General features: G+C 65.4%; 17 protein-coding genes, 3 tRNA genes, 3 rRNA genes and 1 other RNA gene. 17 read left to right on the forward strand and 7 right to left on the reverse strand.

The features are described from left to right. Positions 1-301 precede the first annotated feature (301 nt). From ACOZ4I_RS01160 to ACOZ4I_RS01180, 5 genes are all read left to right on the forward strand, one after another. Positions 302-1773 (forward strand): 16S ribosomal RNA (locus ACOZ4I_RS01160). 107 nt (positions 1774-1880) lie between these two features. Further along, positions 1881-1952 (forward strand) — tRNA-Ala (locus ACOZ4I_RS01165). A 202-nt stretch (positions 1953-2154) separates the two neighbouring features. Next, positions 2155-5079 (forward strand): 23S ribosomal RNA (locus tag ACOZ4I_RS01170). A 132-nt stretch (positions 5080-5211) separates the two neighbouring features. Beyond that, positions 5212-5334, forward strand: a 5S ribosomal RNA gene (gene rrf, locus ACOZ4I_RS01175). The 16S, 23S and 5S rRNA genes sit together here with 2 tRNA genes alongside, the layout of an rRNA operon. A gap of 181 nt (positions 5335-5515) precedes the next feature. Then, a tRNA-Cys gene (locus tag ACOZ4I_RS01180) sits at positions 5516-5591 on the forward strand. A gap of 54 nt (positions 5592-5645) precedes the next feature. Here the strand turns inward: ACOZ4I_RS01180 and ACOZ4I_RS01185 are convergent. Further along, the gene (locus tag ACOZ4I_RS01185) at positions 5646-6059 is read right to left on the reverse strand and encodes a hypothetical protein (protein WP_424002204.1); all 414 of its coding nucleotides are present in this window, start codon (positions 6057-6059) and stop codon (positions 5646-5648) included. A gap of 328 nt (positions 6060-6387) precedes the next feature. Here ACOZ4I_RS01185 and ACOZ4I_RS01190 point away from each other — a divergent pair, with 328 nt between their 5' ends. Continuing rightward, entirely contained in the window at positions 6388-7257 is an 870-nt protein-coding gene (locus ACOZ4I_RS01190) for a hypothetical protein (RefSeq protein WP_424002206.1), read from the forward strand. A gap of 57 nt (positions 7258-7314) precedes the next feature. Here ACOZ4I_RS01190 and ACOZ4I_RS01195 read toward each other — a convergent pair whose 3' ends face one another. The 4 genes from ACOZ4I_RS01195 to ACOZ4I_RS01210 form a co-directional block, all read right to left on the reverse strand. Further along, positions 7315-7530, reverse strand: coding sequence for a hypothetical protein (locus ACOZ4I_RS01195; RefSeq protein WP_424002208.1), 216 nt, complete (start codon positions 7528-7530; stop codon positions 7315-7317). Positions 7531-7860: 330 nt separating this feature from the next. Continuing rightward, a tRNA-Lys gene (locus tag ACOZ4I_RS01200) sits at positions 7861-7934 on the reverse strand. Between the two features lie 34 nt (positions 7935-7968). After that, positions 7969-8646: a DUF7119 family protein gene (locus ACOZ4I_RS01205; protein WP_424002210.1), complete on the reverse strand. Its 678-nt coding sequence runs from the start codon at positions 8644-8646 to the stop codon at positions 7969-7971. A gap of 46 nt (positions 8647-8692) precedes the next feature. Then, the gene (locus ACOZ4I_RS01210; protein WP_174242934.1) at positions 8693-8836 is read right to left on the reverse strand and encodes a hypothetical protein; all 144 of its coding nucleotides are present in this window, start codon (positions 8834-8836) and stop codon (positions 8693-8695) included. Positions 8837-9107: 271 nt separating this feature from the next. On the opposite strand from ACOZ4I_RS01210, the gene ACOZ4I_RS01215 reads away from it, so the two are divergent. Both ACOZ4I_RS01215 and ACOZ4I_RS01220 read left to right on the forward strand, forming a co-directional pair. Further along, on the forward strand, positions 9108-9449 hold the full coding sequence (locus tag ACOZ4I_RS01215) for a hypothetical protein (protein WP_424002212.1): 342 nt from the start codon (positions 9108-9110) through the stop codon (positions 9447-9449). A gap of 93 nt (positions 9450-9542) precedes the next feature. Further along, positions 9543-11306, forward strand: coding sequence for a nitrite/sulfite reductase (locus ACOZ4I_RS01220; RefSeq protein WP_424002214.1), 1764 nt, complete (start codon positions 9543-9545; stop codon positions 11304-11306). 60 nt (positions 11307-11366) lie between these two features. On the opposite strand, the gene ACOZ4I_RS01225 is transcribed toward ACOZ4I_RS01220, so the two are convergent. Further along, positions 11367-12668, reverse strand: coding sequence for a hypothetical protein (locus tag ACOZ4I_RS01225; protein ID WP_424002216.1), 1302 nt, complete (start codon positions 12666-12668; stop codon positions 11367-11369). Continuing rightward, positions 12665-13300 (reverse strand): hypothetical protein, encoded by a 636-nt coding sequence (locus tag ACOZ4I_RS01230; protein WP_424002218.1) that lies wholly within the window; start codon positions 13298-13300, stop codon positions 12665-12667. Before ACOZ4I_RS01230 ends, ACOZ4I_RS01225 begins: the two co-directional genes overlap by 4 nt. 113 nt (positions 13301-13413) lie before the next feature. Between ACOZ4I_RS01230 and ACOZ4I_RS01235 the strand changes: the two genes are divergently transcribed. The 9 genes from ACOZ4I_RS01235 (at position 13414) to ACOZ4I_RS01275 (ending at position 22298) form a co-directional block, all read left to right on the forward strand. Continuing rightward, the gene (locus ACOZ4I_RS01235) at positions 13414-14043 is read left to right on the forward strand and encodes a hypothetical protein (RefSeq protein WP_424002220.1); all 630 of its coding nucleotides are present in this window, start codon (positions 13414-13416) and stop codon (positions 14041-14043) included. Positions 14044-14288: 245 nt separating this feature from the next. After that, positions 14289-14716: RNase P RNA component (gene rnpB, locus ACOZ4I_RS01240), an RNA gene on the forward strand. 61 nt (positions 14717-14777) lie between these two features. Further along, complete coding sequence (locus tag ACOZ4I_RS01245; RefSeq protein WP_424002222.1) at positions 14778-15392, forward strand: rubrerythrin family protein; 615 nt, start codon at positions 14778-14780, stop codon at positions 15390-15392. Between the two features lie 76 nt (positions 15393-15468). Then, on the forward strand, positions 15469-17529 hold the full coding sequence (gene uvrB, locus ACOZ4I_RS01250) for an excinuclease ABC subunit UvrB (protein WP_424002224.1): 2061 nt from the start codon (positions 15469-15471) through the stop codon (positions 17527-17529). Between the two features lie 222 nt (positions 17530-17751). Then, entirely contained in the window at positions 17752-18387 is a 636-nt protein-coding gene (gene cbiT / locus ACOZ4I_RS01255) for a precorrin-6Y C5,15-methyltransferase (decarboxylating) subunit CbiT (RefSeq protein WP_424002226.1), read from the forward strand. Then, on the forward strand, positions 18384-19166 hold the full coding sequence (locus ACOZ4I_RS01260) for a cobalt-factor II C(20)-methyltransferase (RefSeq protein WP_424002228.1): 783 nt from the start codon (positions 18384-18386) through the stop codon (positions 19164-19166). Before cbiT ends, ACOZ4I_RS01260 begins: the two co-directional genes overlap by 4 nt. Next, positions 19159-20043, forward strand: a complete 885-nt coding sequence (locus ACOZ4I_RS01265) for a cobalt-precorrin-4/precorrin-4 C(11)-methyltransferase (RefSeq protein WP_424002230.1) — start codon at positions 19159-19161, stop codon at positions 20041-20043. The genes ACOZ4I_RS01260 and ACOZ4I_RS01265 overlap by 8 nt, the downstream gene beginning before the upstream one ends. 363 nt (positions 20044-20406) lie before the next feature. Next, the gene (gene cbiG / locus ACOZ4I_RS01270) at positions 20407-21378 is read left to right on the forward strand and encodes a cobalt-precorrin 5A hydrolase (RefSeq protein ID WP_424002231.1); all 972 of its coding nucleotides are present in this window, start codon (positions 20407-20409) and stop codon (positions 21376-21378) included. Beyond that, positions 21375-22298, forward strand: a complete 924-nt coding sequence (locus ACOZ4I_RS01275) for a precorrin-3B C(17)-methyltransferase (RefSeq protein WP_424002233.1) — start codon at positions 21375-21377, stop codon at positions 22296-22298. Before cbiG ends, ACOZ4I_RS01275 begins: the two co-directional genes overlap by 4 nt. Position 22299 lies beyond the last annotated feature (1 nt).

A 22299-nucleotide genomic window follows, 5' to 3' on the forward strand; every position in this document is an offset into this window, starting at 1 on the left:
GGGCACTCGGGTTGAATGCGAACGACGTTCGGTCGGGACATCGAAACCCGGCCGCCACGGACCGAGGCGAACGGGAGTTCGCCGATGGAACTCGAAGCCTTTATGAGGGTTTCGAGACAACATACAGGTCCGAAGAAATGAGGATTCCACCCCTGCGGTCCGCCGTCAAGATGGGATCTGATGTTAGCCCTGATAGTTCGGTGACACCCGGTCGATGGGTGTCCTCGAACACCCTTCGATAGCGACCACACCCACATCGGGTGTGATCCCGCCTAACCCTCCCGGCCTCGAGCTGGGAGACATTCCGGTTGATCCTGCCGGAGGCCATTGCTATCGGAGTCCGATTTAGCCATGCTAGTCGCACGAGTTCATACTCGTGGCATATAGCTCAGTAACACGTGGCCAAACTACCCTACAGACCGCAATAACCTCGGGAAACTGAGGCTAATAGCGGATACAACTCTCAGACTGGAGTGTCGAGAGCTGGAAACGTTCCGGCGCTGTAGGATGTGGCTGCGGCCGATTAGGTAGATGGTGGGGTAACGGCCCACCATGCCGATAATCGGTACAGGTTGTGAGAGCAAGAGCCTGGAGACGGTATCTGAGACAAGATACCGGGCCCTACGGGGCGCAGCAGGCGCGAAACCTTTACACTGCACGACAGTGCGATAGGGGGACTCCGAGTGCGAGGGCATATAGCCCTCGCTTTTCTGCACCGTAAGGTGGTGCAGGAACAAGGACTGGGCAAGACCGGTGCCAGCCGCCGCGGTAATACCGGCAGTCCAAGTGATGGCCGATATTATTGGGCCTAAAGCGTCCGTAGCCGGCCGGACAAGTCCGTTGGGAAATCGACCAGCTCAACTGGTCGGCGTCCAGCGGAAACTGTCCGGCTTGGGGCCGGAAGACTTGAGGGGTACGTCCGGGGTAGGAGTGAAATCCTGTAATCCTGGACGGACCACCAATGGCGAAAGCACCTCAAGAAGACGGACCCGACGGTGAGGGACGAAAGCTAGGGTCTCGAACCGGATTAGATACCCGGGTAGTCCTAGCTGTAAACGATGCTCGCTAGGTGTGCCGCAGGCTACGAGCCTGCGCTGCGCCGTAGGGAAGCCGAGAAGCGAGCCGCCTGGGAAGTACGTCTGCAAGGATGAAACTTAAAGGAATTGGCGGGGGAGCACCACAACCGGAGGAGCCTGCGGTTTAATTGGACTCAACGCCGGACATCTCACCGGTCCCGACAGTAGTAATGACGGTCAGGTTGACGACTTTACCCGACGCTACTGAGAGGAGGTGCATGGCCGCCGTCAGCTCGTACCGTGAGGCGTCCTGTTAAGTCAGGCAACGAGCGAGACCCGCATCCGTAGTTGCCAGCAATACCCACGTGGTAGTTGGGTACACTACGGAGACTGCCGCTGCTAAAGCGGAGGAAGGAACGGGCAACGGTAGGTCAGTATGCCCCGAATGGACCGGGCAACACGCGGGCTACAATGGCTCTGACAAAGGGATGCGACGCCGAGAGGCGAAGCTAATCTCGAAACGGAGTCGTAGTTCGGATTGCGGGCTGAAACTCGCCCGCATGAAGCTGGATTCGGTAGTAATCGCGTGTCAGAAGCGCGCGGTGAATTCGTCCCTGCTCCTTGCACACACCGCCCGTCAAAGCACCCGAGTGAGGTCCGGATGAGGCCAGCATGCGCTGGTCGAATCTGGGCTTCGCAAGGGGGCTTAAGTCGTAACAAGGTAGCCGTAGAGGAATCTGTGGCTGGATCACCTCCTACTGATCGGGATTGGGGCTCTGCCCCAACCCACCTTACATCGGTGTTCGAGAACACCCGTCGACCGGGCACCTAAGAACTATCAGGGCTAACACGTGCGGATCTGCCGGGCCCATAGCTCAGCGGGAGAGCGCCGCCTTTGCAAGGCGGAGGCCCTGGGTTCAAATCCCAGTGGGTCCATACCTCGTGCCGGTCCCGAACCGTGCCCCTTAAGTGTGGGACGGCGATGGGATATGGTACGACGACAGATGCACCAGGCCGGGTCAAACCGAGCCTGGGAAGGGTCGACACGCCCACCACTCCCACCTTGGGGGCGTGTATGAAACCGTGTGTACGTGCGATCCAGGCGTCCACTGGACTCGTTCAGTTTAACGAGTCACAATGACGTTGGCTACTATGCCAGCTGGTGGATTGCTCGGCTCAGGCGCTGATGAAGGACGTGCCAAGCTGCGATAAGCCACAGGGAGCCGCACGGAGGCTAAGAACTGTGGATTTCCGAATGAGAATCTCCTCTGCAATTGCTTCGCGCAATGAGGAACCCCGAGAACTGAAACATCTCAGTATCGGGCGGAACAGAAAACGCAATGTGATGTCGTCAGTAACCGCGAGTGAACGCGATACAGCCCAAACCGAAGCCCTCACGGGCAATGTGGTGTCAGGGCTACCTCTCATCAGCCGACCGTCTCGACGAAGTCTCTTGGAATAGAGCGTGATACAGGGTGACAACCCCGTACTCGAGACCAGTACGCTGTGCGGTAGTTCCAGAGTAGCGGGGGTTGGATATCCCTCGCGAATGTCGCAGGCATCGACTGCGAAGGCTAAATACGACCTGAGACCGATAGCGAACAAGTAGTGTGAACGAACGCTGCAAAGTACCCTCAGAAGGGAGGCGAAATAGAGCATGAACTCAGCTGGCGATCGAGCGACGGGGCATACAAGGTCCCCTGACGAATGACCGAGACGCGAGTCTCCAGTAAGACTCACGGGAAGCCGATGTTCCGTCGTACGTTTTGAAAAACGAGCCAGGGAGTGTGTCTATATGGCAAGTCTAACCGGAGTATCCGGGGAGGCACAGGGAAACCGACATGGCCGCAGGGCTTTGCCCGAGGGCCGCCGTGTTCAAGCGCGGGGAGCCATGTGGACACGACCCGAATCCGGACGATCTACGCGTGGACAAGGTGAAGCGTGCCGAAAGGCACGTGGAAGCCTGTTAGAGTTGGTGTCCTACAATACCCTCTCGTGATCTACGTGTAGGGGTGAAAGGCCCATCGAGTCCGGCAACAGCTGGTTCCAATCGAAACATGTCGAAGCATGACCTCCGCCGAGGTAGTCTGTGAGGTAGAGCGACCGATTGGTGTGACCGCCTCCGAGAGGAGTCGGCACACCTGTCAAACTCCAAACTTACAGACGCCGTTTGACGCGGGGATTCCGGTGCGCGGGGTAAGCCTGTGTACCAGGAGGGGAACAACCCAGAGATAGGTTAAGGTCCCCAAGTGTGGATTAAGTGTAATCCTCTGAAGGTGGTCTCGAGCCCTAGACAGCCGGGAGGTGAGCTTAGAAGCAGCTACCCTCTAAGAAAAGCGTAACAGCTTACCGGCCGAGGTTTGAGGCGCCCAAAATGATCGGGACTCAAATCCACCACCGAGACCTGTCCGTGCCCGTTACAGGGCAATCGAGTAGATTGGCGCTCTCATTGGATGGAAGCAGGGATGAGAATTCCTGTGGACCGATGAGTGACGAAAATCCTGGCCATAGTAGCAGCGATAGTCGGGTGAGAACCCCGACGGCCTAATGGATAAGGGTTCCTCAGCACTGCTGATCAGCTGAGGGTTAGCCGGTCCTAAGTCTCACCGCAACTCGACTGAGACAAAATGGGAAACGGGTTAATATTCCCGTGCCACCACACAGTGAAACCGACGCCCTGGGGTCGATCACGCCGGGCCTTCGCCCGGTCGAATCGTCAAACTCCGTGGAAGCCGTAATGGCACGAAGCGGACGAACGGCGAGATAGGGAAACGTGATTCAACCTGGGGCCCGTGAAAAGGGAGTGTGGTGTCCGTACCGAGAACCGACACAGGTGTCCATGGCGGCGAAAGCCAAGGCCTGTCGGGAGCAACCGACGTTAGGGAATTCGGCAAGTTAGTCCCGTACGTTCGCAATAAGGGATGCCTGCTCCGGAACGGAGCAGGTCGCAGTGACTCGGAAGCTCGGACTGTCTAGTAACAACATAGGTGACCGCAAATCCGCAAGGACTCGTACGGTCACTGAATCCTGCCCAGTGCGGGTATCTGAACACCTCGTACAAGAGGACGAAGGACCCGTCAACGGCGGGGGTAACTATGACCCTCTTAAGGTAGCGTAGTACCTTGCCGCATCAGTAGCGGCTTGCATGAATGGATTAACCAGAGCTTCACTGTCCCAACGTCGGGCCCGGTGAACTGTACATTCCAGTGCGGAGTCTGGAGACACCCAGGGGGAAGCGAAGACCCTATGGAGCTTTACTGCAGGCTGTCGCTGAGACGTGGTCGCCGATGTGCAGCATAGGTAGGAGTCATTACAGAGGTACCCGCGCTAGCGGGCCACCCAGACATCAGTGAAATACTACCCGTCGGTGACTGCGACTCTCACTCCGGGAGGAGGACACCGATAGCCGGGCAGTTTGACTGGGGCGGTACGCGCTCGAAAAGATATCGAGCGCGCCCTATGGCTATCTCAGCCGGGACAGAGACCCGGCGACGAGTGCAAGAGCAAAAGATAGCCTGACAGTGTTCTTCCCAACGAGGAACGCTGACGCGAAAGCGTGGTCTAGCGAACCAATTAGCCTGCTTGATGCGGGCAATTGATGACAGAAAAGCTACCCTAGGGATAACAGAGTCGTCACTCGCAAGAGCACATATCGACCGAGTGGCTTGCTACCTCGATGTCGGTTCCCTCCATCCTGCCCGTGCAGAAGCGGGCAAGGGTGAGGTTGTTCGCCTATTAAAGGAGGTCGTGAGCTGGGTTTAGACCGTCGTGAGACAGGTCGGCTGCTATCTACTGGGTGTGTCAAGGTGTCTGACGGGAACGACCGTATAGTACGAGAGGAACTACGGTTGGTGGCCACTGGTGTACCGGTTGTTCGAGAGAGCACGTGCCGGGTAGCCACGCCACACGGGGTAAGAGCTGAACGCATCTAAGCTCGAAACCCACCTGGAAAAGAGACACCGCTGAGGTCCCCTGTACAAGACAGGGTCGATAGACTCGGGGTGTGCGCGTCGAGGTAACGAGACGTTGAGCCCACGAGCACTAACAGACCAAGCCATCATTCATACGCACTGTGACTCATTCACCGACGATTTACTCGTCGCTGAACGAGTCCAGGCGCAATCTGGATCGCACGAACACACGGTGGAGACCAACCGAGACTGGTAATCTCGCGGTTCGATTCCGCGACTCGGCGTTAGGCGGCCATAGCGGCGGGGTTGCCTCCCGTACCCATCCCGAACACGGAAGATAAGCCCGCCAGCGTTCCGGCGAGTACTGGAGTGCGCGAGCCTCTGGGAAAACCGGTTCGCCGCCACCATTCATACCTACACGGCCCACAGCACAGCGCGTGCTGTGGGCCGTTTGTCGTTATGCACGCGGAGAGGGATCGCTGTCCAGATTTCCACGGACGGTCACAGGACAGTCTCCCGATCGACGCTACGGTGCTTGCGGGGCGAATTCGCTAGCCTTAAGCGACTGACTCCAGTAGCAACGAGTGCGCCAAGGTGGCAGAGTCCGGCCTAACGCAGCGGCCTGCAGAGCCGCCCACCGCCGGTTCAAATCCGGCCCTTGGCTTCTTTCGAACGAACCGACGAGCGGAAGCGCCGCCGATTCGATCTCAGGTCCGTCTCATTCGCTATCGACGGGGATCGTGTGTACACGCCGGAGTGGTTCGATGTGTGCCTTCGCCGTGTCGTCCAGTCTGAACGTCCCGTGGATATCTGCGGGCGCTTTCCCGTGGACGACGCGGCCGAAGGGGGCGGCGACGGCCGGGTACAGCTGCTCTACCAGGTCCGTGACCGGCCTCGCCACGTCGAGGTCGTCGAGAGCGCGACCGACGGCCGCCTCACCGACGTGGACGGCGTCGCCGTCGATCAGAACGAGAGCGAACGGTGGGTCTCCGAACTGCGCTCGGAGAAACGCCTGCACTGCGTCGGATTCCCAGGGAACGAGAGTCAGCGTCTCGGTGAAGCGGGAGATCGCCTCGGCGGCGGCGCGAAAGAGTCGAGTGCGCCCGTCGTAGATGAGAAGGGTTCGGGTCACACTAGAACGTGGCGTCACGGCCGTTTGAACGTTACTTCCAGCGTGTCCTCGTGTGTCACGGTACCCCATCGTGACGTACTGCTCCCGGTACTGTGGAACCGCGCAGTCCGTCTGTCCTGACGAGGGTCACGCAGGGCCCGATCCAGCGAGTGTGCTGTCTCACGCAAATGAGGTTCGCTGATCGTCGACACGCACAGAGCTGTGTCACACACCGACCCACAGTATGTACCGATGCGGTGGGGAATATCGCTCGTACCCTGCCGCTCGCCCACTCGAGCGTGCGGTCGAAAAGTAATCATTAAACCGCGCGCCGTCTGACCGTCCTGATATGCAACGACGAGCCGCGGCGGCGTACTTCGCGTTCTTCCTCGTTATCAGTGTTGCCGCGTACGCGTACATTGGGGTCGCGGAGAGCCAGCGGCCGCACGTGACGCTCGATGCGAGCGCGGAACTGACCAACGAGAGCACGTTCACTGTCGACGGGACGACCTACACCGCCTCGAACATTCACCTCGCCGGTGGCGGCGGTGGTGGTCACGGTGGCGGTGGCGGCGGGTCCATGGCTGCCGACTTGTCGTGGACGAACGAGTCGTCGAGATACACCGCGACGCTCGAACACAACACGACGACCACGTACCAAAACGAGAGCTATCGCGTCTTCACCGACGCCAACGAGAGCGCGGTGACGCTCCAGGAGGAACTCAACGTCTCGGCGCTCCTGGCGCAAGACTCCGCGGTCAAGAACACGCTCGCGACGCAGAACGGTACGCAGTACGTCGTCTACCGCTCGAACAACACGCAGGTCCCGCTCGAAGAGTGGCTCCCCGAACCGACGACCCAGACGTTCTCGGCCGGCGACACCTACCCCCACCAGACCGACAGCGGCACGCAGGAGACCACGATCGTCAGCGTCTCCGAGAGCGGCGCGACGCTGGAGTGGTTCGCTCCCCGCGACCGTACCGTTGAACTCTCGGAGGGTGGGAACGTGACGCTGAACGAGCAGCAGTTCTTCGCGCACTTCCCCGACCACAACACGGTCGAAATCGTTTCGGCGCAGCACTACGGCGAGTACCAGGCCCAACTCAGCCAGCAGGATTACTTCAAGGAGCGCACGAACGGTCTCTGGGGCGTTTCGATCCTCTCCGGGATCGCGGCGGTCCTGATGCTGTCGATGGCGTACCTGCCGAACCGCGGATAACGAGCGACCGCGCGACGACAATTTTTCGACTCGTTTCGACCGAATCCGATCCGTCGCCTACGCCTCCGTCGTGAGACTGAGGTACGCGAGTCCAACTCCGATGACGCCCATCACGAGCGCGCCCAGTATCTGCACGACGACGGGTCCGATGCTCTGATGCACTGCCCACGGCGCGCCGGCGAGGACAGCGACCGTCGCGAGGACGAGCAGGACGCCGACTGTTACTCCGAGCGGTTTGAACGGGTCGTCCAGTCCGCTTGCTAACGTGCTCATACCACTCCTGTCGCCCGTCCAGATGGTAAATGAACCGGTCCCGAAGCTTGGCTCCGTCCTGTCGGTACTGCTCGCCGTCGGTCACAGGGTAACGGGCAGGGAGGGAGTTGAACCACCTCCACTTCGCTCAGTACGATCGCTCGTGGCGTAATTCAACTCCTCGTAGCCGCTTCGCTGCTCACGTCCGTTCGTCACAGAAGCAGGCCGGGAGGGAGTTGAACCAGAGCAAGACATGCTCGCTCGCGTCCACTCGCTGTGCGTGCCTTCCAGGGTTCAACTTCTTCCTGCCCGGTTCGTTCACCGATTCGCGACGCTCATCGGTTCACTGCACGGGCCGGGAGGGAGTTGAACCCCCGACCATCTGGTTAAAAGCCAGACGCTCTGCCTAACTGAGCTACCGGCCCTCGCTACTCGCTCGGGGGAGTGGCGATTAAGACCTTACGGTCCGTCGTCGTAGTACTGTTCGACTGCTTCTGAGAGAATCTCGCCCGGGGTCGCATCGTCGAGGGCTGCCTGTCGGCGGAGTCGGCAGTAGGCGTCGCGGTCGATCCGCGTCGTCAGCTCGCCGAGCGTGTAGCCTTCACCCGCCAGCGCGGCGTCGACAGACGCGCCGTCGTTGACGCGGCTCGCGATGGACCGGATCTGGCGGACGGTCAGGTCGTGATCGATGGCGGCCCAGGCCAGCAGGAGCCGGGCCTCGCCGGCGACTCTGGCGATGTGTTTCGCCGCCGTCGGCGCGATCTCGCCTTTCGCGACGTGGATACGGATCGACCGGGGCAGATCGTGGACCCGGGACCACTTGCGGATGAACGACACCGACGCCTCGCCACCGGCGCGCTGTGCGGCAGCCTTGTAGGACCCCTCGCCGCGAACGAGAGCGGCACACGCGGCCGCGCCGCGGAGGATGTACACGTTGTCGTCTGCGCCCGCAGTGTTCTCGGAGAATCGCTGGACGGTCTCGGCGGCGAGTTCGAGGCTCTCGGGATCGTCGGGATCGAACTCGACGGCGTCTTCCGGCCGCTGTCCGGTCAGTGTCGGATCGCCACGGATGACCGGCTTCCCGACCGGCGACTCGCGGTCGGTTGACGGTACGTGGTCATCGGGCCCCTCTGGCATCAGTCACTCTTTACGGGCCGTCGCACAAAAGTATCCCGTACGGGACTCAGTCGTCGGCGCTCTCGCGCTCTTCGCTCATGTGCTCCCAGATCTCGGTACAGCCGCACCCGTCCTCGACGTCGTCGAGGTGGTCCGTGGTCGGCTCTTCGCGATCAGCGTCTTCGTCGTAGGTCTGTTGTGCGTCCGTCATCGTTTCTCTCGCAGCGACGACCCGTCGGGATCGTCCTGCTGTCGTACTCCTCCATAATGGAGCCACTATCTTAAACGCCCTCTCTCCTGTAAGCTCTACCCGCACTGCGGCCTACCGGAAATAGCATCCGCTATCTAGTACGCCCGGCGACGGAGGCCAGTCCGTGCGAGAGTCACGCATCCACCGCAAGACTGCAGCGGTGTCGCTTCGGCTCCGGTGAATCTTGCGATCGCCGACGCCCTCAGGTGTCTCGGCGATCTAATGAGATGTAATGACGACCGACGTTCACCAGCTCGACGACGGGGCGTGGATCTCCGTCAACGACTCCAGGGAAGTGAACGTCTCGGACCTGTGGCTGCTGGCTCGAAGCGACTTCTGCGGGTGTGAGACGACGGATTTCCTCGCCGAGGGGTTCGTGAAAGTTGGCATCGACTACCCGAATATCGAGGCGCGTATCGCCGGTCAGTGTATCGCGTGCGGGGAGAGCGGCGTCACCGACTGGCTGACGGTCGGTCGCGTCGTAGACCCTGAATCCGGTGAGTTCTACGGTGTCGACCACGAGAGCGTTCATTTCCCGGAGAAGCGGACGCGCCTCGCTCGCCCCTCGGAGTAGGTAAATATCCCCTATATTGGGGAGTGGGGGAGACGGTTGACGGCAAGGCGTGGTGTATATGTGTGGGTGGCTAGTAACCGTGTAGAATTAGCTATGCCCACGAAAGTAGAGAAATGGAAGGACGAGGTGTACGGAAACGAGATCCGAGAGCACTTGATGGAGTTCGCGGAGGAGGGATGGGACGCCATCCCCGAGGACGAGCACGACGCGTGGTTCGAGCGCTTCAAGTGGTGGGGGCTGTACCACCAGCGCTCCGGTCAGGAGTCGTACTTCATGATGCGGATCGGGACACCGAACGGCGTCATCGAGCCGGGACAACTGGAGGTCATCGGCGAAGTGGCCAAGGAGTACGCGACCGGTCCCGCCGACAACCCCGAGTTCGGCGACGCCTACTGCGACTGGACGACCCGCCAGTCCATCCAGCTCCACTGGATCAAGCTGGAGGACATCCCGGAGATCTTCGAGAAGCTGGAATCCGTCGGTCTCGGCACCCAGCAGGCCTGCGGTGACTCCTGGCGGAACATCGTCGGCTGCCCGGTCGCCGGCAAGGACAAGCACGAGCACGTCGACGCCTGGCCCGTCGCGAAGGACCTCCACGAGACGTTCAAGGGCAACGACGACTACTCGAACCTCCCGCGCAAGTGGAAGGTCGCCATCGCCGGCTGCGACGAGGGCTGCGGCCAGGGCGACATCAACGACCTCGCCTTCGAGCCCGCCGAGAAGGACGGCGAACTCGGCTTCAACGTCCGTATCGGCGGCGGCCTCTCCCGCAAGGAACCGCGTCTCGCTCGCGAACTCGACGTGTGGGTCCCGCCGGAGCAGGCCGCAGACGTGGCCCACGGCATGTCAGCGCTCTTCCGTGACCACGGCGACCGCGAGGACCGTTTCAACGCCCGCATCAAGTTCCTCATGGACGAGTGGGGCCCGGAGAAGATGCGCTCGGTCCTGCAGGAGGAGTACGTCGACTTCGAACTCCCGACCGCCGGCGAGGACATGCGCGACCAGTACAGCTACAACACCGGCTCGCAGGACGGCCACAACGACCACGTCGGCGTCCACGAGCAGAACGACGGCAACTACTACGTCGGCCTGAACGTCCTGGTCGGCCGGATGGGTGCGGACGACACGCTCGAACTCGCCGAACTCGCCGACGAGTACGGCTCCGGTGAGGTCCGCCTGACCCAGCGCCAGAACATCATCGTCACGGACGTGCCCGAGGAGAACCTCGACGACCTGCTCGACGAGCCGCTGCTCGAGGACTACTCCCCGGACCCGTCGCCGTTCATGCGCGGCTCCATCGCCTGTACCGGCACGGAGTTCTGTTCGCTGTCCATCGTGGAGACGAAGAACCGGCAGGTCCGCTACGCTCGCTGGCTCAAGGACAACGTCGAACTGCCCGCGGACCACGACGAGTTCCACATCCACCTCTCGGGCTGTACGGCCTCCTGCGCCCAGCCCCAGATCGCCGACGTGTCCCTGCGCGGCATGAAGACGCGCAAGGACGGCGAGCCGGTCGAGGCGCTCGACATCGGCCTCGGCGGCGGCCTCGGCGACGACCCGCGCTTCGCCGACTGGGTGGAGATGCGCGTCCCCGCCGACGAGGTGCCCGGCGCGATCAAGAACCTCGTGAACAACTTCGAGGAGGCTCGTGAGGACGGCGAGACGTTCCGCGACTTCGTCGAGGACCGCGACGAGGAGACCCTCGCCGAGATGGTCGAACCCGAGGAGACCGACTACCACGACCCGTACATGCACAACACGAAGATGACGTGGTACCCCTACGCTGAGGACGACGACATGCAGGCCTCGCCCGCGCCGACCGACGGCTCCGGCGAGCCGCTCCCGTCCGACGACTAACGCCACGACCGCCGTCTTTTCCGATTTTCACTCACTTCGCCGAGTCGCGTCGCCACCTCGCTACGTCGCCTCGTCCCGCAGTCGCTCGACGACGAACGTCGTCGCCTCGGGGACGGTGCTGGCGAACAGCTCCGCCCGTCGGAACTCCGCGAGCAGGTCGTCGGCGCGGGGCTCGTATCGCGAGACGCTCCGAACCGCGTAGCGGTGCGTGAACAGCGCCGGCTCGCAGAGCCGGACCGCGAGGCCTCGTGGCTCGGTGTCGAGGGCCGACTCGATGGCCGCGGCGGACGCTTCCGCGCCTGCCCGGACGGTCGCCGCCGTCGGGTCGCCCTGGTACCCGCCTTCGCGGATGCCCGTGACGACCGCCGTCAGGACCTCCAGCGCGACGAGTCCCCGACCGGCGTCGAGGACGGCGGTCGCGAAGTCCGCGTCGTCGACCGCCGCCTCCGTCTCCTCGGTTCGGATGCGGAGGTCGCGGGCCGCGTCAGCGTACAGTCGCCGGGCCGTCGTTCCCTCGAGGTCCCCTTCGAACACGTCCGAATCGGGTTCTCGGTACCCCTCGACGCGGTCCTGCGAGAATCGGAGCGCTCGCTCCAGGGACTCGGCGGCGGTCGCGATCCGGTCCCACTGGGGCGTGGGGTCGGACGCCTCTCGCAGGTAGCGGTCGTGGAGCCGCCGCGCGTCGCCGAGCGCCGCCGCGCTCCGCTCGACGGTCCCGACGGCGTCGCCTGCCCGAAAGGGCTCGGCTCGCGGGTCGTCGGGGTACGGCGGCGTCGGCTGGAGTTCCTCGCGGCACTCGGCGAGCAGTCCCTCCAGCGGTTCGTGGGCCAGCACCGCCGTCACCGGGCCGCTCGCACGGTACGCCAGATCACCGGCGAAGGCCGCGCGGGTCGCGGCGACCGTTCGCCGGTAGTCGTTGAGTCGCTCGCCGTCGTCCTCGCCCGTAGCGGCGCGGTAGGCCGACCGTATACTCGCGGCCTCGCTCCGGTCGTACCGGTGGCCGTCGAGTCGATCGAGCGGCCACGACTCGCGCGCTTCGCCGTGCGTCTCGAGCGAGTCCGCGGCCTGGTCGCGCTCTTCGAGAATCTTCCGCGCCACGGCGGCGTTGGGTATCGACGGCGAGTCGGGCACGCCGTCGAGCAGTTCGCGGGCCCGCTCGCGGTGTCGCTCTCCGAGCGAGGCCGGGACGGAAATCGGGTACGGCGACGCCGGCAGCGCGACCGTCGCGAGGTCGCCGTCCAGTCGTCCGGTGTCGACGCGCTCCTCGCGGTCGTCGAACGGTGACAGTCCCGCACAGCCGGCCAGGCCGGCCAGCCCCGCGCCGCAGGCGGCCAGCAGGCCGCGGCGTGTCGTCTCTCTCATTCCCCCTCACTCCCGTGGGGTGTCAGTTCGGCGTCGAAGGCGACCGGTGACGGGCCCCGTCGACAGGAACTCGACATCCCGCCGCCGTGGCCGCTCGTCTGCTCGCGGGCCACCGGGAGGCGAATCGCGTAGCCGACGGTGTCGTACTCGTCGACGTCGCAGGTCACGTCAGCCGGCCGGAACGCCTGACAGAAGTCGCCGTGCGGGTCGTCCTCCGAGTCGAGCGTTATCTTCTCGATCCGTATCTCGTAGCACGCGCCCACCGGCGTGGTAAAGAGGTACACCGATCCGGTCTCGAAGTTGGTGTCGACGGCGAACGACCGGAGTCGCTGGGCCTCGGGAACCTCCGCGAAAGTGAGTTCGTCCAGCGAGGCCTCCGAGAACACGTACGCGTGGTCGTAGCTTCCGGGCGGTCGGCCCGAGCTGTCGCTACCGCTCGTTCTCGTGGGGAACGATCCGTGGGTGAACAGCGGGACGGCGTCGGTGTTTCTGACCCGTTCGACCTCGTAGTCGTCGACGGGGCGGCGGTCGAGCCCCGGTGACGGTGGCGGGTCGTCGGTCGCGTTGCAGCCGGCAACCGCTCCCAGTCCGGTCGCGGCGGCCGTGAGGAGGCGTCTGCGGGACCAATCCATAGTGGCTGTGTTGCGTCCCGCATAAAACGTCTTGTGGACGCTCAAACAACCGCGGACCGTCCAGCCCGGTCGCCGCCGGACGTTTTAGGGTGTCAGCGGTCAGACGGGTGTGTATGCACCGACGTGACCTGCTGCGCGCCGGCGCGGTCGCCGCCACATCGGGCGTGACCGGCTGTCTCGGGACCGCTGACGGCCCAACCTTCGAGGAAGGGTTCGAAGACGGTCTCGGCGAGTGGGGCCGCGACGCCGCCATCGGGCCGGAGGTGGACCTGCCCGACTTCGAGTGGCGCATCGAGGTGTCCACGGAGCAGGCCCACGACGGCGAACACAGCCTCAGCATCTTCAACGAGGGCGACTACGACGACGGCACCTGCTGGGCGGTCCGACCGATCTCGGTCGACCCCGGGCGCTACACGGCGACGGTGACCGTCGAGTTCTGGAGCGAGTCGGAGTCGTTCAACACCCTCCGGGACGCCGTGGTCCGCCTCGGTCCCGAACCGCCACAGGCCGAGGCGGACTTCCCGAACCCGGGCGTCAACACGACCGCGCTCGGGCAGACGCCCTACGGCGGCCTCCGCGAGCCGCTGTGGCTCGCCGACGGCTGGCGGGCCTACCAGTTCGAGTGGACCACGCCCGCCCTCTCGACGGACACGCTGTACCTCGCCGTCGGCACGAGCGTCATCTGGGAGGGCGACGCGACCCACTACGTCGACGCCATCACGGTCGAACTGTCCCCGGAGTGACGGACCCTCACGACCATCTGGCCGCGCCAGCGGCTCGTCGCTGGCGCCGGGGAAGGGCAGGCCCGAAACGAGCGCATACCGCGCCGACGGCGCGGTTTCCCCGAGCGCGGCGACGCCGCGCTCGGCGTTTTTCGCCCACGTTTTTCGAGGAGGGTTCCCGCAGGCCGCCGCCGGCGGCCGAGTAAACCCGACGACGAAAAAGGTGGGTGGTAAGCCTTATCGGCGGCAATCGCGTACGTCGGATCGGCAGAGGGAGGCCGGCTCCCGTGCCGCGAGGCATGAGGAAAGTCCCCCCACCCGTCGGACGGGTGACCGGGCGCAAGTCCGGGGCGGGAGACCGTCGGCTCTGGAACAGAAACGACACGTCGTCGCCGGACCGATGAGGTGCGCGAATCCCGAGCGAGGTTTCGGCCGAAGCGAGGGAGAGCTAACCCACCGAGGGAACTCGCGGGTCGTGACTCGACCCGCGGTCGACGTGGGCCGTCTTCGACGCCCCACGACGTATCGTGGACCACAGTTGTGCTCCACGTACCCGGCGACGGACCGATGGAACGGCGAAACCTCACCGGTGCAAGGCCGCGTCGACAGGTAGTCCGACGCCGCGCGCAAGCGCTGGACGCGGCCGCTGAGCCGAATGCCGGCCCGAACAGAAGGGGGCTTACTCCCCTCAGCCGTCGTGATTCGCCAGCGACGGGTTCGATGGTTACAAGCCCGCGCCGGTCCCAGAGTCGGCCATGACCACCGCAGCCGACATCATCGACGCCGTCCGAGACGACCAGCAGACGGAGCTCTCGCGACTGGGTTCTTCGAAGACGCTGTACGCCGACACCCGCGGCGAGATGGATGCCGACGCGGTGCTCGGAGCCGTCGCCGCCCGCGAGGCAGCCGCACAGGAGACGTTCGACGCCTGGAGCGACGACGCCGACGAGAGCGCGGCAGGGCTGTTCGCCGACGCCGCGGCCGGGGCGGCCGAGCGCCGCGAGGGAATCGACGCCGAGGCGACCGATCGAACGCCGGCGATGCACGCCGTGCTCGACGACCTCGACGAGACGGTCGAGCGACTGGGCGGCTTCGTCGGCTGGACGCTGGTCGACAAGAAGGTCAAAGAGCAGGCGACCGGCTTCTTCACCGGGCAGGCCGACCCACAGACCGCGAGCACGTTCCGGAGCGCCGGCGGCGACGTGGAGGAACTGCGCGAGGACGCAGCCGACCTGCTCGATACCGTCTGTGACAGCGAGGACGACTGGGACGCCGCGGAGGGGGCCGCTGTCGACGCGATTCAGGCCGCCTACGACGAGTACGTTGAGACGCTCGAAGACCTCGGCGTGAACCCGAAACCGGTCTGCTGAGATCGGAGCCATCCGCTCACGGGGGACAGTCGGCCGAACCACGCGGCTCAAGTCCGTTCGGCCCTAGGAGTCGGTAATGAGCGACTCCGGTGGCCCCCTCTCCATCGACCGTCCCGACGCCGAGCGCGAGTTCCGCGTCGACGCCCCGTTCGAGCCGGCCGGCGACCAGCCCGAGGCCATCGAGCAATTGGCCGAGGGGTTCCGGCAGGGCATGGACCGACAGACCCTGCTCGGCGTGACCGGCTCCGGGAAGACCAACACCGTCTCGTGGGTGGTCGAAGAGATCCAGAAGCCAACGCTGGTCATCGCCCACAACAAGACGCTCGCGGCCCAACTGTACGAGGAGTTCCGCAATCTGTTCCCGGACAACGCCGTCGAGTACTTCGTCTCCTACTACGACTACTACCAGCCCGAGGCCTACGTCGAGCAGACGGACACGTTCATCGACAAGGACGCTTCGATCAACGACGAGATCGACCGCCTGCGTCACTCGGCGACGCGCTCGCTGCTCACCCGCGACGACGTGATCGTCGTCGCCTCCGTGTCTGCCATCTACGGCCTCGGTGACCCGCGCAACTACGTCGACATGTCTCTCTCACTCGAGGTCGGCCAGCAGATCGACCGCGACGAGGTGCTCAAACGGCTGGTCGATCTGAACTACGAGCGCAACGACGTGGACTTCACGCAGGGGACCTTCCGCGTGCGCGGGGACACGCTCGAAATCTACCCGATGTACGGCCGTTACGCCATCCGCGTGGAGTTCTGGGGCGACGAGATCGACCGGATGCTGAAGGTCGATCCGCTGGAGGGCGAGGTCAAGAGCGAGGAGCCGGCGGCGCTGATTCACCCGGCGGAGCACTACTCCATCCCCGAGGAGCGCCTCCAGCGCGCCATCGACGAGATCGAGGAGCTACTGGACCAGCGCATCCGCTACTTCGAGCGCCAGGGCAACCACGTCGCGGCCCAGCGCATCGAGGAGCGGACCACCTTCGACATCGAGATGATGCAGGAGACGGGCTACTGCTCGGGGATCGAGAACTACTCGGTCCACCTCTCGGACCGCGAGACGGGCGACGCGCCCTACACCCTGCTCGATTACTTCCCGGAGGACTTCCTCACCGTCGTCGACGAGTCCCACCAGACGCTCCCGCAGATCCGCGGGCAGTTCCAGGGCGACAAGAGCCGCAAGGAGAGCCTCGTCGAGAACGGTTTTCGCCTGCCGACGGCCTTCGACAATCGGCCGCTGACCTTCGAGGAGTTCGAGGAGAAGACCGATCGGACGCTGTACGTCTCCGCGACGCCCGCCGACTACGAGCGCGAGCACAGCGAGCAGGTGGTCGAGCAGATCGTTCGCCCGACACACCTCGTCGACCCCGCGGTCGAGGTGGCCTCGGCGACGGGACAGGTCGAGGACCTGCTGGACCGCATCGACGACCGCGTCGGGCGCGACGAGCGCGTGCTCGTCACGACGCTGACCAAGCGGATGGCCGAGGACCTCACGGAGTACCTGGAGGAGGCCGGCGTGGACGTGGCCTACATGCACGACGAGACCGACACGCTGGAGCGCCACGAACTCATCCGCTCGCTCCGCCTGGGCGAGATCGACGTGCTGGTCGGCATCAACCTCCTGCGGGAGGGACTGGACATCCCCGAGGTCTCGCTTGTCGCCATCCTCGACGCCGACCAGGAGGGGTTCCTGCGCTCTGAGACCACGCTCGTCCAGACGATGGGGCGGGCGGCCAGAAACGTCAACGGCGAGGTGGTGCTGTACGCCGACGACCGCAGCGACGCCATGCAGTCGGCCATCGAGGAGACCCAGCGCCGCCGCCGCATCCAGCAGCAGTACAACGAGGAGCACGGCTACGAGCCGACGACCATCGAGAAGGAAGTCGGTGAGACGAACCTCCCCGGGAGCAAGACCGACACCGGCGGCGTCACGGGTGAGGGACCCGGCGACGCCGACGAGGCGGCCCGGCAGGTCGAACAGCTGGAGGCGCGGATGCACGAGGCCGCGGACAACCTGGAGTTCGAACTGGCCGCGGACATCCGCGACCGGATCCGGGAACTGCGCGAGGAGTTCGACCTCGACGGCACGGACGACGACGGCGGCGTCCCCGCACCCGGCCCCGATTTCTGAGGTCGATTTCCGCGGCGTGAACGCCGCTTCTCTCGCTCCCGTTTCGCTGTTAGTTCCGCCACTCCCGCCGGGACGCCAGTTCCGTCGCTTCAGGCCCGGTCAGACGGTCGAGCGTCTGGGACAGAATGCAACAGTACTTGTTCTGTGTGCGCCCGGACACAATATCCACTTTGATTAATACAACCAAAATTGTTTTACGCGCTACCGCAGTTGTATAGCGTGATGTCACGCGTCTCGCTCCCACACGACGCGAAGGCCGGCCCGACCAAGCCGGAGGTCCGGGCCGTCCTCGCAAGCAAACTCGCCCTCAGCGAGTCCGACCACTTCGTCGAGGTCGGCTCCTGTACCGGGGCCGTCACCATCGAGGCGGCGCGCCGGGCCGGGCGGGTCACTGCGCTCGAACGGAAAGCCGGTCGACTCGACGTGACCCGCGAGAACCTCGCGGCGAACGACACCAGCGCCGCCGTCGAACTGCGCGCGGCCGAGGCCCCCGAGGGCCTGCCGGACGACGCCGACGCGCTCTTTCTCGGCGGGTCGCGCAACTACGAGGCGGTCCTCGACCACGCCGTCGAGACCGGCGTCGACCGCATCGTCATGAACGTCTCGCGCCTGGAGGTCGCCGGCGCGGCGACCGAGGCCTTCCGCGAGCGCGACATCTTGGATGAGGTCGTCCAGTTCCAGGTGAGCCACGGCTACGAACTCGCCGGCGCGACGAGCTTCGACTCCGAGAATCCGGTGTACATGCTCGTCGGCAGCGCCAGCGCGGACGTGGCCGCCGACGGCTGTGGCGGGCGGATCGACGCAGACGGCGCTGCCGGTACGAGCGGCCGCGAGTCGGCCGACGGAGGCGAGCGATGACGCTCTACGGCGTCGGCCTCGGTCCCGGCCAGCCGGACCTCGTGACGGTCCGGGGCAAGCGCGCGCTGGAGTCCGCCGACGTGGTGTACTCGCCAGGCCGGCTCTCGCGCTCCGTCGCGACCGAGCACGTCCCGGAATCGCGAATCGGCGACCTCGACTTCCCGATGACGCGCGACGAGGAGAAACTGCGGACGGCGTGGAAGGAGGCCGCCGCGGAGATCGCCCCCGCCGCCCGCGACGGCGATGCCGCCTTCGTCACGCTGGGGGACCCGAACGTCTACTCGACCTTCGGCCACCTCCGGCGGACGCTCGCTGCGTTTCACCCCGCGGTCGACCTCGAAGTCGTCCCCGGCGTCAGCGCGGTGACGGCGTTCGCGACGGCGCTGGGTGTCGAGATCACGGCCGGTTCCAGCCTCGCGCTGCGGGAGGCCGACGGGGGCGCGTCGCCGACTGGCCCCGACCGGATGGTCCTGTTCAAGGTGACCGACGCGCCGGCCACCCACGAGGGCCTGGTTGAGGCCGGCTACGACGTGGTCTACGGCCGCCGCCTGTTCATGGAGCAGGGCGAGACGGTCGTCACCGAGGACCCGAGCGAGGTCGACGAGCGAGACTACTACACGCTGGCCTACGCCGAGCGACCCGACGCCCGCGTCGAGCAGGCGACCGACGCCTTCCTCGAAGCGGCCGACGAGAGCGGCGTCGTCACCGACGGCGGCGACCTCGCGAAACTGGAGCGCTCCGAGGCCGCCCTCTGCGGCGACGAGGTGCAGCATGACTGACGAGACCGGTGAGACGGACCCGCAGGACGCCATCGACGCCGTCGCCGGCGACCGCGACCCCCGCGTCTACGAGCACAGCGCCGGCGACGAACAGGAGGGAATCCCCTTCGTCGGCGCGGGACCGGGCAACCCCCGCCTGCTGACCGTCGCCGGCCGCGACCTGCTCGCCGACGCAGACCTCGTGGTCCACGCCGGGTCGCTCGTCAACAGCGAACTGCTGGACGAGTACTGCGCCGACGCCGAGACGGTGTCGTCCATCGGCAAGGACTTGGAGGAGCTGATTCCGCTGATGCGCGACGCCTACGAGGCCGGCGACACCGTGGTCCGCCTCCACAGCGGCGACCCGGCCATCTACGGCGCGGCCTTAGAGCAGATGGACGCGCTGGAACACGAGGGCGTCCCGACCTACATCGTCCCCGGCGTCACCTCGGCGTTCGCCGCCAGCGCGACGATGCGGACCCAACTGACCCTCAACGAGGTCGCCAACCACGTCGCCTTCACCCGCCCGCAGGGCAAGACGCTGGACGAAGACGAGGACCACATCTCCGAGTTCGTCGGCATGGGCGACGTGACGACGTGCATCTATCTGGGGACCCACGCCGTCAGCGAGACGATGGACCGGCTCCTTGCTGATGGGCACGACCCCGAGACCCCGGTGGCGGCCGTCTATCACGCGTCCTGGCCCGACGAGGACGTCATCGAGGGCACGATCGGGACCATCGGCGAGAAACTGGAGGATGCCGGGTACCGCGCCTCCGCGATGGTCGTTATCGGGGATGCCGTCGGCGGCGGCGACTACGAGCGGTCGTATCTGTACGGCGACTGGGCCAATCGGGGGCGTGATTCGGGCGACAGTTCGCAGGAGGCCGACGACTAGGATGGTCCGGAAGCGTCGTCGACCGCTCGGACGCGACTGCGAACCGCCAGAAAGCCCCCGGGCGCTGGCGTCGCGCGCCTCGCTGCGCGCGTTCGCCTCGCTCACGTGCTTGCGTCGTCGTGCGTCCGCCAGCGCCCGGCCCCTTTCAGTCCACCCCGAACAGCACCGCACTGCCGACCACACGCCTCCCCAGCCGACTCGCTCCCGCCTGCCGTCGGTCGCTCGCCCCTCACACGGCTCCGGCGCGCCATCCGAGCGCGCCGGCGCGCGCCGACAGCAGTCGGGAGTCGAATCGCGGCTTGGGGGCACGCGGCTGACCGGCCGGCAGTCGCGCGCGGACGGACAGCTGGCCGGAGCGAACCCATGAGCACAGACAGCGACAGCGATTCGAGTTCGAACAGTTGCAAAGCGCCCGACTCGGACGGCGAGGTGGCCGAGGACATCGCCATCGTCGCCTTCGAGCGGAAGCTGGACACCGCCGAAGACATCGTCGACGGCATCGGCGACCGCTACGAGTCTATCGACATCCTCGAATACCACGGCGCGGTGTTCGACGAGCACTGGGGCGAGTACGACTGCTTTATCGGCCTGATGGCCAGCGGCATCGCGATGCGCAAGACCGCCCACCTGCTCGACGACAAGTGGGACGACCCCGCCATCTGCGTCGTCGACGAGGAACTGACGTGGGCCATCCCCATCACCGGCGGCCACCACGGCGCGAACCAGGTCGCCGACGACCTGGCGTCGATGGGCGCGGTCCCGGCGATGACCACCGCCAGCGAGGCCGCGGACAAGCAGGGCGTCGAGAAGCAGGCGAAGGCGCTGGACGCCCACGTCGTCAACGGCGACTCGACGGTCGCCACCAACCTCGCCGTGCTGGACGACGAACTCGGCCCCGTCGAGCGCCTCGACGGGCCGAAGGCGGTCCTCGTGGGCGACGACGTGACGGTCCTCAAGCGCAACAGCGACGACGGCGTCGTCCTCGGAACCGGGAGCGTCGCCGGCGCGGACGTCGAGCAGTTCCACACCGCGTGGGAGCGCGCCCTCGACGCGGCCGGCCGTGACCGCTCCGACGTGGAGTTCGTCGCTACCGGCACGCGGAAGGCCGACGAGGAGGGGATGCTCGCCGCCGCAGACGAGTGGGGACTGGGCGTGGTCGCCTTCGAGAAGGAGACGCTGGAGCGCTTCGAGGGGCCGACCCCCTCGCGCTCGAAGGAACTCATCGGCTGGCCAGGCATCGCCGAGGCGTCGGCCATCGCCGCCGGTCGCGACCACGACCTGCTGGCCGAGAAGACCCGCTACGACGAGGCCGTGACGGTGGCGATCGGCAAATGAGCGGGACCGAGGACGTGGCCGCGTCCGCCCCGGCGACCGCGACGCCCGACGACTACGGCACGCTGTACGTCGTCGGCATCGGGCCGGGGCTCCCCCACGACATGACCCAGCGGGCGAAAGACGTGATCCAGACGGCCGACTGCGTCGTCGCCTCGAACCTCTACCAGGAGTTCCTGCGCAAGGACGGGACGCTCCCGCCCGAGTCCGCCGCGCTGTCGGGCCGCACCGACGACAGCGAAGTGGCCGACGAGGAGGGGACCGTCCTCGAACGGCCGGACGGTCACACGCAGACCCTCATCCGCTCGTCGATGGGCAAGCAGGTCGAACTCGCGCGCGAGGCGTTCGCGCGGGTGCGCGACGGCGAGGACGTGGCCCACGTCTCCGGCGGCGACCCGAACGTCTACGGGAAGTCCGATCTCCTCTTTACGATGGCCGACGCCGACGACGCTGACGACGTACCCATCGAAATCGTCCCCGGCGTGACCGCGGCGCTGTCCGGGGCGGCGAACCTCGGCGCGCCGCTGTCGAACGACTTCTGTACGATTTCGCTGTCGGACAAGTGGCGCGGCTGGGACGAAATCGAGGAGAAACTGCGCGCCGCGGCCATCTCGGGGTTCGTCGTCGTCCTCTACAACTGCTGGCGCGACTACGAGCGGGCCGTCGCCGTCCTCCGCGAGGAGCGGGCCGACGACGTGCCCGCCGCCATCGTCAACGACGCCGGCCGCGGGACGGCGGGCCGGAACCTCGACGACGAGACGGAGACCATCACGACGCTCGGTGACCTGCCCGACCACGACGACGAGGTCGGCGGCATGGGGTCGTCCATCGTCGTCGGTACCCACGAGACGCGCGTCTGGCGCAACGATTACCAGGAGTTCCTCGTCACCCCGCGCGGCGGGCGTGACGTCGACGATTTCTGAC

Origin of the sequence: Haloarcula salina (assembly GCF_049603855.1) — an archaeon.
Lineage (GTDB): Archaea > Halobacteriota > Halobacteria > Halobacteriales > Haloarculaceae > Haloarcula > Haloarcula salina_A.

Bases quoted from the DNA above. Each gene is read 5' to 3' on its own strand.
- ACOZ4I_RS01190 (WP_424002206.1), top strand. From the start codon at position 6,388: ATGCAACGACGAGCCGCGGCGGCGTACTTCGCGTTCTTCCTCGTTATC.
- ACOZ4I_RS01195 (WP_424002208.1), bottom strand. From the start codon at position 7,530: ATGAGCACGTTAGCAAGCGGACTGGACGACCCGTTCAAACCGCTCGGA.
- ACOZ4I_RS01205 (WP_424002210.1), bottom strand. From the start codon at position 8,646: ATGCCAGAGGGGCCCGATGACCACGTACCGTCAACCGACCGCGAGTCG.
- ACOZ4I_RS01210 (WP_174242934.1), bottom strand. From the start codon at position 8,836: ATGACGGACGCACAACAGACCTACGACGAAGACGCTGATCGCGAAGAG.
- ACOZ4I_RS01215 (WP_424002212.1), top strand. From the start codon at position 9,108: ATGACGACCGACGTTCACCAGCTCGACGACGGGGCGTGGATCTCCGTC.
- ACOZ4I_RS01220 (WP_424002214.1), top strand. From the start codon at position 9,543: ATGCCCACGAAAGTAGAGAAATGGAAGGACGAGGTGTACGGAAACGAG.
- ACOZ4I_RS01225 (WP_424002216.1), bottom strand. From the start codon at position 12,668: ATGAGAGAGACGACACGCCGCGGCCTGCTGGCCGCCTGCGGCGCGGGG.
- ACOZ4I_RS01230 (WP_424002218.1), bottom strand. From the start codon at position 13,300: ATGGATTGGTCCCGCAGACGCCTCCTCACGGCCGCCGCGACCGGACTG.
- ACOZ4I_RS01235 (WP_424002220.1), top strand. From the start codon at position 13,414: ATGCACCGACGTGACCTGCTGCGCGCCGGCGCGGTCGCCGCCACATCG.
- ACOZ4I_RS01245 (WP_424002222.1), top strand. From the start codon at position 14,778: ATGACCACCGCAGCCGACATCATCGACGCCGTCCGAGACGACCAGCAG.
- uvrB (WP_424002224.1), top strand. From the start codon at position 15,469: ATGAGCGACTCCGGTGGCCCCCTCTCCATCGACCGTCCCGACGCCGAG.
- cbiT (WP_424002226.1), top strand. From the start codon at position 17,752: ATGTCACGCGTCTCGCTCCCACACGACGCGAAGGCCGGCCCGACCAAG.
- ACOZ4I_RS01260 (WP_424002228.1), top strand. From the start codon at position 18,384: ATGACGCTCTACGGCGTCGGCCTCGGTCCCGGCCAGCCGGACCTCGTG.
- ACOZ4I_RS01265 (WP_424002230.1), top strand. From the start codon at position 19,159: ATGACTGACGAGACCGGTGAGACGGACCCGCAGGACGCCATCGACGCC.
- cbiG (WP_424002231.1), top strand. From the start codon at position 20,407: ATGAGCACAGACAGCGACAGCGATTCGAGTTCGAACAGTTGCAAAGCG.
- ACOZ4I_RS01275 (WP_424002233.1), top strand. From the start codon at position 21,375: ATGAGCGGGACCGAGGACGTGGCCGCGTCCGCCCCGGCGACCGCGACG.